Raw genomic sequence first — 16,672 nt, 5'->3', positions numbered from 1 at the left:
AAAATGAAACTCAAGTTACTTAGTCTGTTACTTATACTGTTGTTTGTTGCAGGCTGTTCGAATGAAACGGATACGAAAACAGATGCTACCGCTAGTAGCGATGCAGCAAAACAAGTGACACAACCGCAAACGGTTGTTGGCGGTCTAAAGATCAGCATCGATAAACAGGAAATCAACCAGAAGAAAACAGAAGATGGCGATCGTGTCTTGCATACTTTTACGATCACTGGCGAAAATATGGGCTCAGTTTCTGCGGGCTTAGGCTCCATCGATTTTCTTTTACAAACAGAGAACGGTGACTTGGTCGAGTTGGATCATACGATGGCGATGTTTGGAAATGAAATTGCCGTGGGGGAATCACTTACTGGAAATGTTTCCTTTGAACTAGAAGAGGAGCAACAAGCAAGTAAGTTGATCTACCAAACAGGTGAAGATCAATTAGCAGAATGGGATGTTAAAAACGAATGAAGATAAACGTTATTGGGCTAGGCTACATTGGATTGCCGACAGCAATCACCTTTGCGCATTATGGAGTAGAGGTAGTGGGTGTCGATATTTCTGAAGTGGTGGTGGATTCTTTACAACGAGGACAAGCCCCGATTGAAGAACCAGAGATTGAGACGTATCTAGCAAAGGCATTAGAAAATCAAAAATTCAAAGCACAACTTGTCCCAGAAAAAGCCGATGCTTTTATTATTGCCGTTCCGACGCCAAATAAAGAAGACCAATATGGCAGCTGTGATCTGATGTACTTGAAGGCGGCAATGCAAGCAGTTTTGCCTTATGTCGAAAAAGGCAATACGGTCATCGTCGAATCCACGATCCAGCCACGTACGATGGAAGACCTGGTGGCACCATTTTTTGAAGCAGAGGGATTCGTTATCGGACAAGATCTTTATTTACTTCATTGCCCTGAACGCGTATTGCCAGGGAAAATATTTGAAGAGTTGGTTAGGAATAATCGAATCATTGGTGGGATGACTGCTGCCTGTATCGAACAAGGAAAGAAAATCTACCAGACGTTCGTACAAGGGGAGATGTTGGGAACTTCTACCGGAATAGCGGAGTTATCAAAATTGATGGAAAATACGTATCGTGATGTGAACATTGCTTTAGCCAACGAACTGGTGCAAATAGGCGATCGTTTAAATATTGATGCGTTGGAAGTGATTAGATTAGCCAATCAGCATCCTCGTGTGAATATTCATCAGCCAGGGCCTGGCGTTGGTGGTCATTGCTTGGCAGTTGATCCATATTTTGTTGTCGCAGCCGCACCGGAAGAAGCAAAGCTGATTCAGTTAGGGCGTGAGATCAATGCAAATATGCCTGAATTTATTATCAAAAAAATAAAAGAAATCGTACCTGATCATAAAGACGGAAAAATCGCTATTTTAGGACTTGCCTATAAAGGCAATATCGATGATGCGAGAGAAAGTCCGGCAATCGATATTGTTGCAAGGTTAAGACAGCAATCAAATTATGAAGTAGTCACTTATGATCCCTACGTGCCAACTTCGGATGTATCGCAGTTAGATGAAGCTCTTTCAGGGAGTGATCTGGCAGTGATTCTCTGTGATCATGATGTATTCAAAGAAATCCCGACAGAAAGTATCAAAGAAATGAATCAAGCGGTCGTTTTTGATACGAAAAATATTTTAACGAACATAAGCAGTTTTGAACAGGCGTATTCGCTTGGGAAGCTACCAGTAACAAAGTAACTTATTTTGTCGGGATTTAATGATACTGAAAGGGAAACGTGATGAAAAAAGAAATAAATATCAAAAAATTAAAGCAAGTCGTGCAGCAAAAAAAAGGCTGGATTTTTATGATCATTAGTCTTCCCTTACTAAGCATGTTTGTCTATCTTCATTTGTTTGCTGAACCGATCTATCAAAAAAGTGCGCAGCTGTTGGTCAGTCAAGCTGATCATTCGACAGGGCAACGGTTAGAAACGCAGATGATCCAAGCTGATCTTCAACTAATCAATACGTATAGTGCGATCATCTTGAGTCCAAGGATTTTAAATGCGGTCAGTGAAGCACTAAATGAAGACTATAGTATTTCAGAATTAAGTGAACGATTGAGTGTTTCAAATGCAACAAATTCGCAGATCATTGAAATCAATGCTTACCACAGAAGTCCAAAAGTTGCTGCGAGGATCGCGAATACGACTGCAAAGATTTTCAGTGAGGAGATCTCAAGTATTATGAATATCGATAATGTGACGATTTTAGCGGAAGATGAGGTTTTACCCAATGAAAGACCGACTCGTCCTCATCGATTTCTTCTGCTCACGTTGACTTTTTTCTTTAGCTTACTACTGGCATTCACTTTCGTTTTTGTCTTGCTTGTATTGGAAAGAAGCTTCTCTTCAACGACAGAGATTGAAGAAATCCTGGAGCTGCAAATACTAGGTGAAGTGAGTAAAGAAAAGCAAATACCTAAATTTGAGCCGAATCCTCCAAGAAGTACGAGACGAAGGGCGCGTGTGTGATGCGAAGTATGAAAGAAAGTTATTCGATTACGAGAGAGCAATATAAATTGATTAGAGAAAATATCGAGTATTTATGTACGCAACAAGAGGTAAAAACGATTTTAGTGACTTCAGGGGAAAGTGGTACGGGGAAATCTACGGTATCCGCAAATTTGGCGGTCGCTTATGCACAAAAAGGCAGCCGTACTTTGTTGATTGATGCGGATCTACGAAAACCGACGCAACATAAGCGTTTTATGAAAGAGGCGCATGTCGGATTGTCGAATTATATGCGTCGCGATGTTTCAATCGCTAGTTGTATCCAACGAGTGAATTTGGAAAATTTTGAATTTTCAATCATTACGAGTGGACCTATTCTGCCGAATCCGAATGATCTGCTTTCATCACCCAAATTGACCGCTACCTTAGAGCAGCTCAAACAGGAATACGATGTAGTGATCATTGATACGCCTCCAATCAATATCGTTTCAGATGCCTTGATCCTCTCGAAGAAAGTAGACGGTGTGGTCGTTGTCGTTCATGCCGATAAAACAAACAAACAAGCTGCAAAAAACTCAGTGAAAAAGTTAAGAATGGTAGATGCAAATATCTTAGGTGTTGTATTGAATGGAACAGATAATGCCAAGAATTATTATTACTAAGGAGAAGGAAAGATGGATAGACCAACAATTGACAATGAAGAGTTACGTGTTGCGCCGAATCGCTATATCTATTGGAAAGGTATGATCGAATTTTTTATAAGCTTATTTCTTCTAGTATTGCTTAGCCCATTGTTGTTCCTAATTTGTGTGAGTATAAAATGTTGCGACTGGCAAGCACCGATCCTCTTTAAACAAGTGCGAGTTGGTAAAAACGAACAGACATTTTTAATGTATAAGTTCCGAACGATGCATCCAGGAGCAGAGAAACGCTTAAATGATTTTTTAGATAAAAATGAAATCGAAGGGCCGATGTTCAAATTAAAAAATGATCCACGTATCACAAAGATCGGTCGTTTTCTGCGAAAGACGAGTTTGGACGAACTTCCACAATTAGTAAATGTTTTACGAGGCGAAATGGCACTGATAGGTCCACGTCCTCCTTTGGAAAGAGAAGTGGCAGAGTATTCTGATACGGACAAAAAAAGACTGACGATCACTCCTGGTTGTACAGGACTTTGGCAAGTGAGTGGCCGGAACGAATTGAGTTTTCATGAAATGGTCGTGTTGGATCTCTACTATATCGAAAATTTGACTGTATGGTTGGACTTGAAAATTTTTGTGAAGACGATCGGGACAGTCTTATTATCTAAAGGAGCTTTTTGATGAATAGACAGCGCCGAATAGAGATTCTTGGAAGTAAGTTAGATCCGTTGACGTTTGTTGAGACTGTTTCTGCAGTCGAAGAAATGATTGAACAAGGTATCCATGCACAACACGTTTCAATAAACGCAGGTAAAATAAATTTGATGCACGCAGATCCCGAGTTACAAAAGATCGTCAATCGTGCAGCGCTGATTACTGCGGATGGCCAATCGATCGTCTGGGCGGCACATTATTTGGGCTATGATGTGCCAGAAAGAGTCACCGGCATCGATCTCTTTCGTGAATTAGTAAAGTTATCTGCGGAAAAAGGTTGGCGTCCTTATTATCTCGGTGCAACAGAAGAAGTCGTGGCTTCTGTCGTCGCACATGATCAAAAAAAATACCCTGATCTTACGATCGCAGGCTACCATCATGGCTATTTTTCACATGAAGAGTCTCCGAAAATCGCTCAAAAAATCGCAAATGCAAAACCGGATCTCCTTTTTGTTGCTTTTTCCAGCCCTCAAAAGGAAATCTGGCTAGAAACTTTTAGAGAAGTGTTGCAAGTTCCCTTTGCAATGGGAGTCGGTGGAAGTTTTGATATCGTCGCAGGTAAGACAAAGCGTGCGCCTCTTTGGATGCAAAAGACAGGCCTAGAATGGTTTTATCGTTTCATTCAAGAGCCAATCAGGATGTTTGATCGCTACATCAAAGGCAATCTCCGCTTTTTAAGAACGGTTTGGCGAGAGAAGCGAACGAACGCATGAATATAAAAAATCAGAGAATCCTCACTTTTTTTATGTGGACTGTGGCGATTTTCCCAATCATCGATGTGTTGAATGGCTTGTTTCTAAGTATCGGTGTTCGTTTTCCGATTGGTGTCGCTTATCGCTTGCTCTTTTTTTATTTCTGATCACTATGATCGTTTTGGGAAGGATCACACGTAGTTATTATACGTATTTGACCTATGGTTTTATCACGACCACACTTGTGATCTTCTTACTACAGTCTGTTTTCTTACAGTATTCCTGGTCGTGGATGATTGCGGATCTGTCGGTGTATGTCAAATATCTTTTGTGGATATTGATTCCTTATTTTGTGTATCAACGGAAGGAACTGATTTCCAAAGTCCGTTATGATCGGTTATTCATCATTATCAGTGTTCTGTTTACACTTGGATTACTGATTCCCTATCTCTTAGGGCTAGGCTATCAAACTTATGACAATTCTGATGCTGGCTATAAAGGTTATTTCTTTGCAAACAATGATACAAGTTTTGCGTTTATTGTTTCGATTACTTTTACTGTTCAAGCATTGATTGACTCAATCAAAGAGCAAACACATAGACGCTCACTTTTTTTAGGTGGTCTATTTGCTGGGAATTTCATTTGTTTAGTCCTTGTTGGCACGAAGACGGGCATTTTTTATGGACTAGTCACCTTGTTTTATCTCTTGTGGCGATTAGTCAAAGGAATCAAACGACAAGCACTGATGCAACAGTTATTTATTTGGTTGTTTAGTTTTTTTGGTATTTTTTGGTTATTCATACAAGGGTTTCCTTTAATGATCCAAGCCGTTGAAGGGACTTATTTACGTTTGGTTTATTTTTATCATCTATTCGATGGCGATTTGGTCCGCTTGATCTCTAGTTCTCGGAGTGATTTTTTGATTGGTGGCATGTCTGCTTTTTTAGAAGATGAGTGGCGTCATTTTACCATGATTTTTGGACAAGGATTCGAGTATCGTTTAGCGAACTTTGGGCGTTTAGGCTTGATTGAAATGGATTTCTTCGATACACTCTTTGGTCAAGGTTTTTTAGGAACTAGTTTGTTGCTGATCATGGGTGCTTATTTTCTCTATTTAGCCTTTCAACCAAGTAAACGTTCAGTCTATAGTTTGGCATTGGTCGTTGTCTTTTTTTACAGCTTTTTTGCCGGTCACGTTCTGTATTCTGCATTGTCTTCTACGTTTTTAGGACTGATTTGTGGTGGGATTATTTTAACAGAGAAAGAGTGAGGTGCTTTTTGAAAAAAATACTTATAAGATTGGGCTTTTTCTCGATTGGCTCGTTAGGTTCAGCGGTCTTGAATCTGGTACTTTTACCAGTGACGACGACCTTTTTAAGTCCAGAAGAATACGGAAAAACGAGTATGTTTTTTCTTGCGCAGACGTTTTTGATCTATGTGATCTATCTAGGCTTTGATCAGGCGTTTACCCGAGAATACCATGACTATGAAAATAAGAAGGCGCTGTTGCAGCAAGCGATGATGATTCCCTTGATTGGTGCTATTGTTTTAGCGATGAACTTGGTTCTTTATGCGAAGCACTTTTCACTGATTTTATTTGAAGATCCGAGCTATACTCATGCGATCTATATGTTAGCTTTATCAGCGATTTTCCTGATTTTTGAGCGTTTTATTTTATTGAATCTTCGTATGCAAAATAAAGCATTTATTTTTTCGGTTTATAGTATCTTGGTCAAGCTCATCATTTTATTGTTCACATTGCTATTTCTTTATTTTGGCAGTCCTACTTTTATTACGGTCGTTTATGGCATGTTAGTAGGCCAAATTTTAGGGGATTGCGTACTGATCATCGGGAATAGCATATTCTTTTATCCACTCGTTACTAAGATCGACAAAACGTTGCTCAAAAATCTGTATCGTTTTGGTCTCCCAACGGTGATAGGTACTTTTCTCTATAGTTTATTGACGATCATCGACAAAGTCATGTTGCGGCATTTTGCTGATTTTGCTTCGTTGGGCATTTATACTGCTGCATTTAAGGTAGCGAGTGCATTGATGGTCTTACAAGTCAGTTTTGCGAATTTTTGGATTCCGACTGCCTATGAATGGTACAAAAAAAACAAACCGCTATTTTACTATGAGCGTGTCAGTCACTTGATGATGTTCCTGTTATCCTTTTGCTTTTTGTTCATGGTTCTCTTTAAGGAAGGGATCGTGTTATTGCTATCTAGTGAATATAGTGAAGCGCAGTATTTGTTTCCGCTACTCTCCTTTTATCCTTTGATGATGACGATCAGTGAAACGACGAATTTAGGCATCGTTTTTTCCAAAAAAAGCCAGTTGAATATCGCTGCTTCGCTAGTGGCAGTACTGGCCGCAGGGATGACTCACTTATTACTTGTGCCGCTATTAGGTGCGACAGGTGCAGCGATCGCAACAGGTTTTGGCTACTTGCTTTTCTTTTTTTCACGAACCTATTTTTCGATGAAGCATTGGGAAGGTTTTTCAGTCAAACGACAAGTGAGTTTAGCGCTGTTACTTTATGTTTTTGCTCTTTTTACCGCATTTAACCGAATATTCTGGCTAGAAAAAGGACTGGTGTTGCTTTTGATGTGTATCGTGCTCATCGTTTATCGTCACGAACTGAAAATCGTCAAAACATTTGTCCAAGAAAGGAAAATCAGAGAAGTATGAATATTATGATCGTTGGACCTGATCCAGATGCCCAAGGAGGGATCGCTACAGTTATCCAGAATTTTAAAACTGCAAAAGTGCCAGAAGGCTTGCAATTTTTCTTCCATCAAACATGGTCAGAAAAAGGGCGGTTTTGGACACAATGTAAAGCTTTCATGACATTTCGTGCGCATATCAAAAAAGAAAAATGTCATATCCTTCATTTTCATGTTGCACAAAAGGGGAGCTTTTATCGGAAGAGCCTCCTCTTACTATTGACGCCGAGACACTGTCGGACGATCTTCCACATGCACGCTTCGCAGTTTGATCAATTTTATGAAAATGGACATCCTTTGATTAAATGTTGGATACGCTTTATTTTAAAGAGAGTGAATCAGTTAGTAGTATTAAGCAATAGCTGGGCAGCGTATTATCAAACATTGACCCATACAGCAATCGCTATTTTACCAAATGCCGTAGAACTGCCTTCTAAAAATCTGTATGAGCCAAAGGCAAGTTGGATCCTCACTCTTGGTCGAATCGGTAAGAGAAAAGGGAGTTTTGATCTTTTAGAAGTAGCAAAAGCATGTGAGGCAGAGTTTCCAGCGATACATTTCATGCTATATGGCGATGAAGAAAACGAAGAAGTCGCTCAACAAATCAAAAGCGAAAACATCCATAATGTAACTTTGAATGGCTGGGTCGCAAAAGAAGAATTGCCAACTTTGTTTCAACAAACGGTGCTACACTTCTTGCCATCTTACCATGAGGGCTTGCCGATGGCGATTTTAGAAACGATGGCAGCCGGTATCCCAAACATAACCACAAAAGTAGGCGGCATCCCTGAATTGATCGAACAGGACAGAAATGGTTATTTAGTGGACGCGGGAGATACACAAGCAATGCTTGAGGGATTGAGAAAACTGTTACAAGATGAAGACCATCGTTTACAGTTAAGTCGATCAGCTAGAAGCACGATTGCAGAAGACTATGCATTACAACCTTATTTAGCCCAATGGCATGAGATTTATAGAAAGCAATTTTCTTTGTTACAAAAAAACAACAAAAGAGGAGCATTATGAAGAAAATAAAGGTATTATCAATCTTTGGCACTCGACCAGAGGCAATCAAAATGGCGCCGGTAATCAAAGCATTAGAGAAAGATCCCCGTTTTCTTTCCAAGGTGCTCGTCACAGGACAGCATCGGGAAATGCTGGATCAAACCATGGCAGCTTTTCAGCTAGTGTCTGATCACAATTTAGCGATCATGCGTGAAAATCAGACATTGTCTAGTATGACGAGTCGCATCTTGGAAAAATTAGAAGCTGTTTTTCAAGAAGAACGTCCGGATCTCGTGTTAGTACATGGAGATACAACGACGGCATTAGCAGCGGCACTTGCGGCTTTTTATCAGCAGATTTTGATTGGTCATGTGGAAGCCGGCCTACGCACTGGCGATAAGCAAGACCCATTTCCAGAAGAAATGAATCGACGCTTGATCGATCAGTTGTCTGACTTTTTATTCGCTCCGACGGAACAAAGCCAAGAAAATCTTTGGAAAGAAAATCATCCTAAAGAGCGAATACTGGTCACTGGCAACACGTCGATCGATGCCTTATATCAGACGTTGGAGGAAAGAAAGACAAGCCTGCTAAAGCATGAGGAGAAGAATATCCTCTTAGTGACCATGCATCGCCGTGAGAATATTGGCTCGCCGATGGAAAATGTTTTTCGAGCATTGAAAAGAATCGCCGTAGAATACCCAGAGCTAAACGTGGTATTTCCGGTCCATAAAAATCCAAAAGTACGAGAAATCGCGCAACAGTATTTAGAAGAACAGACCAATATCCAACTGATCGAGCCATTGGATACGCCAGAATTTTATCAACTTCTTTCAAAGAGCTACTTGATCCTGACAGATTCCGGTGGCATACAGGAAGAGGCACCTTCACTAGGAGTTCCAGTGTTGATTGCGCGAGAAACGACTGAACGACCAGAAGGTGTGTCAGCAGGCACACTAAAGTTGGTGGGGACGGAAGAAGAACAGGTATATGCGAAAATCACCCATTTATTAACAGATCAACAAGCTTATCAGGAAATGGCACAGGCAAAAAATCCTTATGGGGATGGTCAGGCGAGTAGCCGGATCATTGAACAATTAAAAAGCTATTTTAATTAGGAGAAGGTGAAGTTATGAGACAAATCCAATCATCTTTTGTTACGAATAAAACGACATTGAGATGGTTGCATCTCTTAGAATATATGGAGCATGTTGCGTATACACCGATACGTGAATTGTCGAAAGTAATCAAAAGTTCCAGTCGCACGATCATCGAAGATTTGCAAAATATCAAGGAATACTTCAATGATTCGATCGAAATGAAAACATCCAACATTGGCTATAAACTGAAAATACTGGATATAGAAAAATATTTTGATAAAAAAAAAGCAATGATCAGTAATGAACCGATGTTCAAAATACTCGAAAGTATCTTTTTAGGCGAGATTCTTTCGATCAATGAATGGGCGGATATTTTTTTCCTTTCTCCAGCAACATTGATGCGGTATTTAAGGAAAATCGAACCGATTCTTGCTCGTTACGATCTAAGTATCAATAAAAGCCAGGTGAATCTGATTGGTGAAGAAGTGAATATCCGACATTTTTATTTTAACTTTTACTACGAATCTGATATCACCCCTCATACCGTCTTTCCTCCGTTGATCATCCAGGAGATCGGCTTGGATCTGAAAGGAGAGGAATTCAGTCGAGATTTTTCAAATGTGGCTTTTGAAGAGATTTGTTACATGATCTACATTATCTTAGAGCGAACTTCTCATGGTCATTACGTCAAACTCGATCCTGGAATCGTAAAGTTGTTCCGTAAAGAATACTATCTAGAACTAAAAAAATTAAAAAAATTGTTATCTAATCATTTACAAATGCCCATTTGCGAAAAAGAAATCATTTACTTTTATGCACTGACGCTCAGTAAACGGACCGTTTTTGATGTTGATCTCGAAAAGATATTTTGCGATAAATTAGGAAAAGAGCCTCGAGTCATACATCTTACTGAACGGTACTTAGAGGAAATCGATCCACCACATGGGGCAGTTGAAAGTAGTACCGTGTTTATTCAGTCCTTTTTTTCTAACATGATGTTAAAACATAAAATCTCTCCAGTGTTAAATACGGTGATTCCAGATTTGAATACATTCGTAAAAAAAGAGTTTCCGGAAGAAGTGGAGAAAAATACTCAGTTTTTAAGAAACCAGTTGAAAGGGATTCCTTGTTTTACGTTAGAAACGATTGAAGATGTAAGCACAGTTTTTACGATCTTGATGGATTGCTTAAAGGAATTATATTGGGGGAAGCCCAAAAAAATCGCTTTTTTATTAGAAGGCAATCAGTTTATTTCACAGCGGATCCAAGTCACCGCTCGGAAAAATCTAGGCAGCTATCAAGAACTTTATTTTCCCAATGCATTAGACATCAGTCATGGTTATTTCAAAACCAATCAATTCGATATTATTGTGACAAATTATGCAGAGCATCTGTCTAATTTTTCCGGTGCTGAGACTTGTTTGCTTTTCAATAAAATCCCAAATGATACCGATTGGCAACGATTGATGTCGTTAATAGATGTTAGGATTTAACTCACGTGGATGAACAAAATAAATTTCCAGATGAAAGGAAGAAATCATGATCAAAAAAGTACAGGTGACACCTATTACCTATTTAAAAAATTACGATGAACTTTGTCACTTGCAGGATTTTCCTCTTATTCAACAGGTTTGTGTCGAATTGCATCAACGGTTTATAGGGATTTGTCAGACAACTTACGACAATATTTTAGAACAATTCGCTGAATTATTAGAAATCGATGCGCAATTACAAATGTTTTTAGACTTTTTGCAGCATGATTTTTTTGAAGAAACGGGATTGTCGGAAGAAGAGGTTGTAGAAATGATCTTAAAGGATAAGAACGTTTACTATCGCTTATTGACAGGTATTGCGACGAATCAAAAGGTCCCAAAAGGATTGATCTATCTCAGTGAGAAATAGAAGACGAAAATCCAGATGGGCAAAAAATAAAATCGGAGGAACGTAGATGTCTGGCAGAAAAAAAGTATTTCTTTCTATATTGACTGTACTCGTACTTATGACTCTGGGGGTCGTAGGATACGTGGGGAAAATCTATTTTGACATTCGAGCAACGGTCAATGAGTCTTATGAAGCGAGTGAGCGAATAGAAACAGAGTTGGATTATCTTGCAGGAGATCCATTTTCAATCTTACTACTGGGAACAGATGAAGGTGATCTGGAAAGAGAAGAACATGGAAGAACAGACACGATGATCGTTGCCACGGTCAATCCAAAAAAAGAGCTGACGACATTAGTTAGTCTTCCTAGAGATACCTACACAGAGATCATTGGTCAAGGCTTCCATGACAAAATCAATCATGCGTATGCTTTTGGGGGCATTTCTACCTCGATAGCAACAGTAGAAAATCTATTAGACATCCCAATCGATTATTATGCCCAAATCGATTTAAAAGGAATGAAAGAATTAGTAGATCTTGTAGGCGGAGTTGAAGTCAATAATTCGTTTAGCTTTCATTATGAAGGGGTTGATTTTCCAATTGGGAAATTACAGTTAGATGGCGAAGATGCACGGAAGTATTCGCGCATGCGCTATGAAGATCCAGATGGCGATTATGGGAGACAAAATAGACAACGACAAATTTTGACTGGCTTTTTGGATCAAGCAAGATCAGTCAACACGTTAGCAAACTATAAAGAGATGCTTGATGTTATTGGAGAAAATACCCAAACGAATATTTCATGGGAAACGAGCCAAATGCTTTTTAGGCACTATCGAACGGCACTGAATCATGTGAACTCTGAGCAACTAACGGGTGTTGGCTTTACAGGAGATGGTGTCACAGGCGAACATGGCATCTCTTATCAGATGATCGCCGAAGAAGAATTAACACGCATTCAAAATGAATTGAAAAATCAGTTGAAATAGAAGGAATGAATGATAAATAAGCGCTCTTTTCATTTGAATAGCTAGTAATAGATGTCGACAGCCAATCCCTATGTGAACAATAGGAGTGGCTGTTTTTTGTTTGAAAACCATTGTTGATGACACAAAAAAAAGACACTAAAAACAGGGGAAGTGAAACTTGGTGATTATGTTAAATAACAGAAAAAAAAGGATAAATAAAGGGCTGATTCCACGTATACTAAACACAACTTGAAAAATAAGGCTCTTTGAGAAGGAATGGAGGCATAGATAAATGGAGACGAAAGGAATACAGATTTTTTTATATGGACTAGATGATAGCCGGAAACTTTTTTTTGAAGATGAGAAGAATAATAGAATAGATTTACAGGGAAATCCTCCACTGAAAGAAGTAAGCATAGACTCAGCTGTCATTGATTGGTATAACAACCAACTACATTTTTATCTCGTTAGAAAAGTACTGTGGGAAGAGTTAACAACAATAGAATCTTGGCGGAAATTCGAAAAAAATTTACCTAAGTTATTTAGAATCGATCATAAAAATAAGCCACACTGGCAGAAATATTATCAGTGTATGGCATGGAATATTAAAAATCAGTTATCGAATATTTTTTACAAAGGGATTACCGCAGGACTAAAGACTGAACATTTTTCGTTGTTTTATTGCAATGAGAACAACGAAAAACAATATATCACACAACATATTGATAGAGGATGTAAAAACGGGATCGATATGGCTATTTGCTACCCGAATGTCATGATTTATTTTGTACTGGATGGATTGGATATGCACGATATCGCAGGGAAAAATCGCAAAAAAAAATTTGAAAGTGACTACACATGTAAAGAACTACGATATATTTTTCGCCATTGGTATGAGTTAAAAGAAAAAGTAATATTTTTTGAAAATAAAAAAATCGTAAAAGCACCTTGGGTAGATGGGAGCTACGTTCACGCCTGGAAAACGTATCGTGAGAGTAGAAAAGAACAACTATCAAAAAAGCTAAGTAGCATGCGAACTCAGTCAATGGATGATATCCAGCAAACGATTTTCTCTATAGACAAGAAAAAGCAAGGGGAAACATCTTTACAAAATATATTATCAAAAACAAAAATAAAGAAAGAGAGGCAAGAACTAAAGAAAGCCTGTATAGGTAGACAGCGTACACTATCGTTATAGTTTGGCTGAATGATTTACAAAAGAACGATTAATATGAACATGAATCTCAAAGGGAAAGACATAAAGTTTATCCCTGTAAAGAACTATGTCATATCTCTAAGAGCTTTAAAAGAGGGTTTCTAAAAGTAAATGAGAAAAGGAAGAACCCAATAATAGAAAGAACAACCTGTCTCTGGGCTACAAAGGTTTACTCGTTGATTTTTATAAAGTACATGTTTTATGTCTTTGCTGTTGGTACAAATTTTATACATAGAACTGAATGTGTTGGGAAAATAAGCTTACATATACCTTACATGTTATGTAATAGGAGCGATAAGGATGTTAACAGATGAAATAAAAATTTTATTTTTTGGTCAAGAAGATGAATATAAACGGTTATTTGAGTCAAATAAATTTGAACAGTACCAACCAGGTAAGGACTATCAGGTACAAATGTTTGATGCTTGTAGTAATGAAATTGAGAAATTGATTATTCGACAGGTGAAGGAAGGTAACCTGCTCACGTTACAAAATTGGGAGGATTTTTCTGACAACTTGCCTATGTTGCTATTTCCCAAAAATGAAAAAAAGTTAGTTTATTTTTCTGAATATTATGATGCCATGAATCGCTATCCTGAGAATCGCTTATCAACAGTTTTTAGAGGAGCCATTCAAGCAAGCAACCTACATACAGATGGCCAAAAATTATTTTATATCAATGCGGAAGGAAATGAGACCCCAATCGATTTACGCAAAGATCATGGGTATAAAACAGCTTTAGATATGGCAACAGACCATAAGATAAGAATCATATTCTCTTTGAGTGACTTAAAGCACAAGAATATAGACGAAAAAAATTATTTGTTTCGCGAGGATAATGGCGTTCTTCGAGATTCACTCCGCTATGTCCAAGAAAAATGGTCACAGGTAGAAAACATCTACAAAAAGATTCTCTTTATAGAAAATGTAAGGATTGTAGATCCTCCTTGGATCAAACGTGATTTTGTCAAGGATCATCGATCAGATATCGATCATGGAATAATAAATAAAAAGGCCGAAGGTGAATTACTAAAATCGGATCAGACGAATAAAATGGAAGGTGAAATATTACTTTTTGGACATAAGCGTGCGTGTAAAGAGATGGCTCAATTACCTGAAGTTCAAGAAAAACTTATCAATAAAAACTATCACGACTATAAGTTCGATGCTTGCAGTAAAGCAATTGAAAATTTAATCATTGAATATGTCAAAGAAGGAAAACTGATTACATCGGAAGATTTGAATGATTTTTCGAAAAGATTACCTTCTTTGTTGGAAGTACAAGCAAGGAAGGTAGTACATTTGCCTGAGTATCTTCGTTCAATGAAGTCAAAAGACGGAAATCATTTAACGACTATTTTTTCGAACTTATCAGAAAATGTCAATTTGAAAACAAATGGGACTATGTTATACCACGAATACTGTAGGGGGAAATATTACGAAAAAGTACCTATAAAATATCTTGAAATACAAGCATATAATCTTGCAATCGAAACGGCTATTCGTGGCAATAAAGCCATTTACTTTTCACTAGACGGAATCAATATGAAGGGAATACGATACAAGATTCAAGAACACGCATTTGAAACGCTCACTAAGAAATTCTACACGAATGAATTATTCAGCAGTGTACTTCGAAAAATTTACCGAAACTATCCGGAAATAGGAGGAAGAGTCACATTTATTGAAAAGGGGAAACAAGTAGCCCCACCGTGGCTTGAGGGACCATTTGTCGGAGCGTGGCAAGAGTACATCGAGCATAGAGAAAAGAAATTAGAACAAAAACTAGCACAGAAAAAGATTCTCCGCCCAGGTGACAAAGCGGATCGAATGGGGACATTAATGAGGTTCATACGTACAGAGTATATCATACGGACTAACAAACAAAATAGAAAAGGTATAAGTCCAGCATTTCAGGAAAAATTAAACACATTCGAACAATGGGCAAATAAACTAAATGAACAAAAAATCCAACAACCTCAAAAAGCAAGAAGCCTCTCTCTACACTCAGAAAAGAGACCAGAAGGAAGTCAGGAATTACCGAAACAGTTAGCTGCATTTCATCAATGGAAAGGCGATTTAAATCAACAGGGAATTGTACAACAAACTCGAATATTCCAAGAAAAAATTAAAATGTTTGATCAATTGGCAAATACTTTGAATGAACAGAAAAAAGTCCAACAAATTCAAGTAAATCAAAGGAAAGCATTTTTACAAAGAGAAATATAACCAGAAAATCAAATCTTACATTTGCTTGTAAAAGCAGTAAATTTAAGAAAACGGAGTAGAGGGATGAACACAGAAAAAGTATATATTTTATTATTTGGGATGCATAAGCAGAGATATCTTTTTTTTCATGACGTCGTAGCAGGAAAGGTTAATCTTAAAGAGTTTCCTAATCTGACAGAAGTGACTTCATCAGAATATGTCATTGATCGCTACAACAGAGGCATACATGAATTAATCGTTAGCAACGTGATGAAAAAAAAATTAGGAACCATAGAAGAATGGAAAGAATTTGAGAAAAAGTGGCCTAGCTTATTAGCAGAAGAACATAAGTATCGCCCGCATTGGAAAAGATACTGGCAGTGCGTGCAATGGAATCCTAAGAATCAGTTGCTGAATATCTTTAAACAAGTAGTGTCTGAAAAAAATTTATTCGTGGAGAATGAGGTACTCTCCTATCGAAATGAGAATAAAAAGAAAAAAGATTTTTTGAGACATATCGAAAGAGGATGCAAAAATGGTATTGATATAGTCATACATTATCCCAATATTAAGATGTATTTTGTATTGGATAAGTTGAATATGGAGAATATCGCTGATAAAAATCGTAAAAAACAATACAAAGGTGACTTCACGTGTAAAGAACTTCGTTATATCTTTCGCCATTGGTATTTACTAAAAGAAAAAGTCGTATTTTTTGAGAATAAAAAAATCGTGAAAGCACCTTGGATCGAAGGGAAATATGTCAAGGATTGGCAAAAGTATCAAGAAATGAGAAAAAGGCGTCTAACAGGAAATCTAGAGAAGCAAAGGTGTCAATCAATGGAAGAGATCCAAGCAAGTATATCCAATACAAGTGAGAGGATAGGAGAACAAAAAAACTTGCAATCGTTATTAATAGAAACAGTAGGAAAACAAAAAAATATCCAAGAGCAAAAGAAACCTTTTGTCAGTAGGCAACGAGCCATGACGTTTTAGTTTTTTGTAGAAAATAATTTTCAGATATATATATAAGAAAAGAGGAA

17 protein-coding genes are annotated in these 16,672 nt (G+C 37.9%); all 17 read left to right on the top strand.

Annotated elements, in window-relative coordinates; translation table 11 throughout:
• Positions 1 to 3 precede the first annotated feature (3 nt).
• On the top strand, positions 4 to 468 hold the full coding sequence (locus tag IGL24_RS14025) for a hypothetical protein (protein WP_207699329.1): 465 nt from the start codon (positions 4 to 6) through the stop codon (positions 466 to 468).
• Positions 465 to 1,718 (top strand): nucleotide sugar dehydrogenase, encoded by a 1,254-nt coding sequence (locus IGL24_RS14020; protein ID WP_207699328.1) that lies wholly within the window; start codon positions 465 to 467, stop codon positions 1,716 to 1,718. Before IGL24_RS14025 ends, IGL24_RS14020 begins: the two co-directional genes overlap by 4 nt.
• A 41-nt stretch (positions 1,719 to 1,759) precedes the next feature.
• Positions 1,760 to 2,494, top strand: coding sequence for a YveK family protein (locus IGL24_RS14015; RefSeq protein WP_207699327.1), 735 nt, complete (start codon positions 1,760 to 1,762; stop codon positions 2,492 to 2,494).
• On the top strand, positions 2,494 to 3,135 hold the full coding sequence (locus IGL24_RS14010) for a CpsD/CapB family tyrosine-protein kinase (protein WP_206853925.1): 642 nt from the start codon (positions 2,494 to 2,496) through the stop codon (positions 3,133 to 3,135). The genes IGL24_RS14015 and IGL24_RS14010 overlap by 1 nt, the downstream gene beginning before the upstream one ends.
• A 12-nt stretch (positions 3,136 to 3,147) precedes the next feature.
• Positions 3,148 to 3,798 (top strand): sugar transferase, encoded by a 651-nt coding sequence (locus IGL24_RS14005; protein ID WP_206853923.1) that lies wholly within the window; start codon positions 3,148 to 3,150, stop codon positions 3,796 to 3,798.
• Positions 3,798 to 4,544 carry a WecB/TagA/CpsF family glycosyltransferase gene (locus IGL24_RS14000; protein ID WP_206853922.1) on the top strand — a complete coding sequence of 249 codons (747 nt, stop codon included), beginning with the start codon at positions 3,798 to 3,800 and terminating at the stop codon, positions 4,542 to 4,544. Before IGL24_RS14005 ends, IGL24_RS14000 begins: the two co-directional genes overlap by 1 nt.
• Positions 4,541 to 4,690 (top strand): hypothetical protein, encoded by a 150-nt coding sequence (locus tag IGL24_RS13995; protein ID WP_429968502.1) that lies wholly within the window; start codon positions 4,541 to 4,543, stop codon positions 4,688 to 4,690. Before IGL24_RS14000 ends, IGL24_RS13995 begins: the two co-directional genes overlap by 4 nt.
• 47 nt (positions 4,691 to 4,737) lie before the next feature.
• On the top strand, positions 4,738 to 5,793 hold the full coding sequence (locus IGL24_RS13990) for an O-antigen ligase family protein (RefSeq protein ID WP_429968501.1): 1,056 nt from the start codon (positions 4,738 to 4,740) through the stop codon (positions 5,791 to 5,793).
• A gap of 8 nt (positions 5,794 to 5,801) precedes the next feature.
• Positions 5,802 to 7,217, top strand: coding sequence for a lipopolysaccharide biosynthesis protein (locus IGL24_RS13985; RefSeq protein ID WP_207699325.1), 1,416 nt, complete (start codon positions 5,802 to 5,804; stop codon positions 7,215 to 7,217).
• On the top strand, positions 7,214 to 8,278 hold the full coding sequence (locus IGL24_RS13980; RefSeq protein WP_207115047.1) for a glycosyltransferase family 4 protein: 1,065 nt from the start codon (positions 7,214 to 7,216) through the stop codon (positions 8,276 to 8,278). Before IGL24_RS13985 ends, IGL24_RS13980 begins: the two co-directional genes overlap by 4 nt.
• Entirely contained in the window at positions 8,275 to 9,375 is a 1,101-nt protein-coding gene (wecB, locus tag IGL24_RS13975) for a non-hydrolyzing UDP-N-acetylglucosamine 2-epimerase (protein WP_206853907.1), read from the top strand. The genes IGL24_RS13980 and wecB overlap by 4 nt, the downstream gene beginning before the upstream one ends.
• A 14-nt stretch (positions 9,376 to 9,389) precedes the next feature.
• A complete protein-coding gene (locus tag IGL24_RS13970; protein WP_207699324.1) occupies positions 9,390 to 10,850 on the top strand; it encodes a helix-turn-helix domain-containing protein in 1,461 nt (486 codons plus the stop codon).
• Between the two features lie 46 nt (positions 10,851 to 10,896).
• A complete protein-coding gene (locus tag IGL24_RS13965; protein WP_207115045.1) occupies positions 10,897 to 11,259 on the top strand; it encodes a DUF7006 family protein in 363 nt (120 codons plus the stop codon).
• A gap of 46 nt (positions 11,260 to 11,305) precedes the next feature.
• Positions 11,306 to 12,226, top strand: coding sequence for an LCP family protein (locus tag IGL24_RS13960; protein ID WP_207699323.1), 921 nt, complete (start codon positions 11,306 to 11,308; stop codon positions 12,224 to 12,226).
• Positions 12,227 to 12,497: 271 nt separating this feature from the next.
• Positions 12,498 to 13,403, top strand: a complete 906-nt coding sequence (locus tag IGL24_RS13955) for a hypothetical protein (RefSeq protein ID WP_207699322.1) — start codon at positions 12,498 to 12,500, stop codon at positions 13,401 to 13,403.
• A gap of 318 nt (positions 13,404 to 13,721) precedes the next feature.
• Entirely contained in the window at positions 13,722 to 15,650 is a 1,929-nt protein-coding gene (locus IGL24_RS13950; protein ID WP_207699321.1) for a hypothetical protein, read from the top strand.
• Positions 15,651 to 15,713: 63 nt separating this feature from the next.
• Positions 15,714 to 16,625 carry a hypothetical protein gene (locus tag IGL24_RS13945; protein ID WP_207699320.1) on the top strand — a complete coding sequence of 304 codons (912 nt, stop codon included), beginning with the start codon at positions 15,714 to 15,716 and terminating at the stop codon, positions 16,623 to 16,625.
• The last annotated feature ends 47 nt before the right edge of the window (positions 16,626 to 16,672 follow it).

This window comes from Enterococcus sp. DIV2371 (assembly GCF_050498525.1).
GTDB classification, from domain to species: domain Bacteria; phylum Bacillota; class Bacilli; order Lactobacillales; family Enterococcaceae; genus Enterococcus_B; species Enterococcus_B mangumiae.
Note: the sequence above shows the minus strand (reverse complement) of the source record. Positions and strands in the feature narration are given on the sequence as shown.

Excerpts from the sequence above, each read along its gene's own strand:
- IGL24_RS14025 (WP_207699329.1), top strand. The coding sequence starts at position 4 with ATGAAACTCAAGTTACTTAGTCTGTTACTTATACTGTTGTTTGTTGCA.
- IGL24_RS14020 (WP_207699328.1), top strand. The coding sequence starts at position 465 with ATGAAGATAAACGTTATTGGGCTAGGCTACATTGGATTGCCGACAGCA.
- IGL24_RS14015 (WP_207699327.1), top strand. The coding sequence starts at position 1,760 with ATGAAAAAAGAAATAAATATCAAAAAATTAAAGCAAGTCGTGCAGCAA.
- IGL24_RS14010 (WP_206853925.1), top strand. The coding sequence starts at position 2,494 with ATGCGAAGTATGAAAGAAAGTTATTCGATTACGAGAGAGCAATATAAA.
- IGL24_RS14005 (WP_206853923.1), top strand. The coding sequence starts at position 3,148 with ATGGATAGACCAACAATTGACAATGAAGAGTTACGTGTTGCGCCGAAT.
- IGL24_RS14000 (WP_206853922.1), top strand. The coding sequence starts at position 3,798 with ATGAATAGACAGCGCCGAATAGAGATTCTTGGAAGTAAGTTAGATCCG.
- IGL24_RS13995 (WP_429968502.1), top strand. The coding sequence starts at position 4,541 with ATGAATATAAAAAATCAGAGAATCCTCACTTTTTTTATGTGGACTGTG.
- IGL24_RS13980 (WP_207115047.1), top strand. The coding sequence starts at position 7,214 with ATGAATATTATGATCGTTGGACCTGATCCAGATGCCCAAGGAGGGATC.
- wecB (WP_206853907.1), top strand. The coding sequence starts at position 8,275 with ATGAAGAAAATAAAGGTATTATCAATCTTTGGCACTCGACCAGAGGCA.
- IGL24_RS13970 (WP_207699324.1), top strand. The coding sequence starts at position 9,390 with ATGAGACAAATCCAATCATCTTTTGTTACGAATAAAACGACATTGAGA.
- IGL24_RS13965 (WP_207115045.1), top strand. The coding sequence starts at position 10,897 with ATGATCAAAAAAGTACAGGTGACACCTATTACCTATTTAAAAAATTAC.
- IGL24_RS13960 (WP_207699323.1), top strand. The coding sequence starts at position 11,306 with ATGTCTGGCAGAAAAAAAGTATTTCTTTCTATATTGACTGTACTCGTA.
- IGL24_RS13955 (WP_207699322.1), top strand. The coding sequence starts at position 12,498 with ATGGAGACGAAAGGAATACAGATTTTTTTATATGGACTAGATGATAGC.
- IGL24_RS13950 (WP_207699321.1), top strand. The coding sequence starts at position 13,722 with ATGTTAACAGATGAAATAAAAATTTTATTTTTTGGTCAAGAAGATGAA.
- IGL24_RS13945 (WP_207699320.1), top strand. The coding sequence starts at position 15,714 with ATGAACACAGAAAAAGTATATATTTTATTATTTGGGATGCATAAGCAG.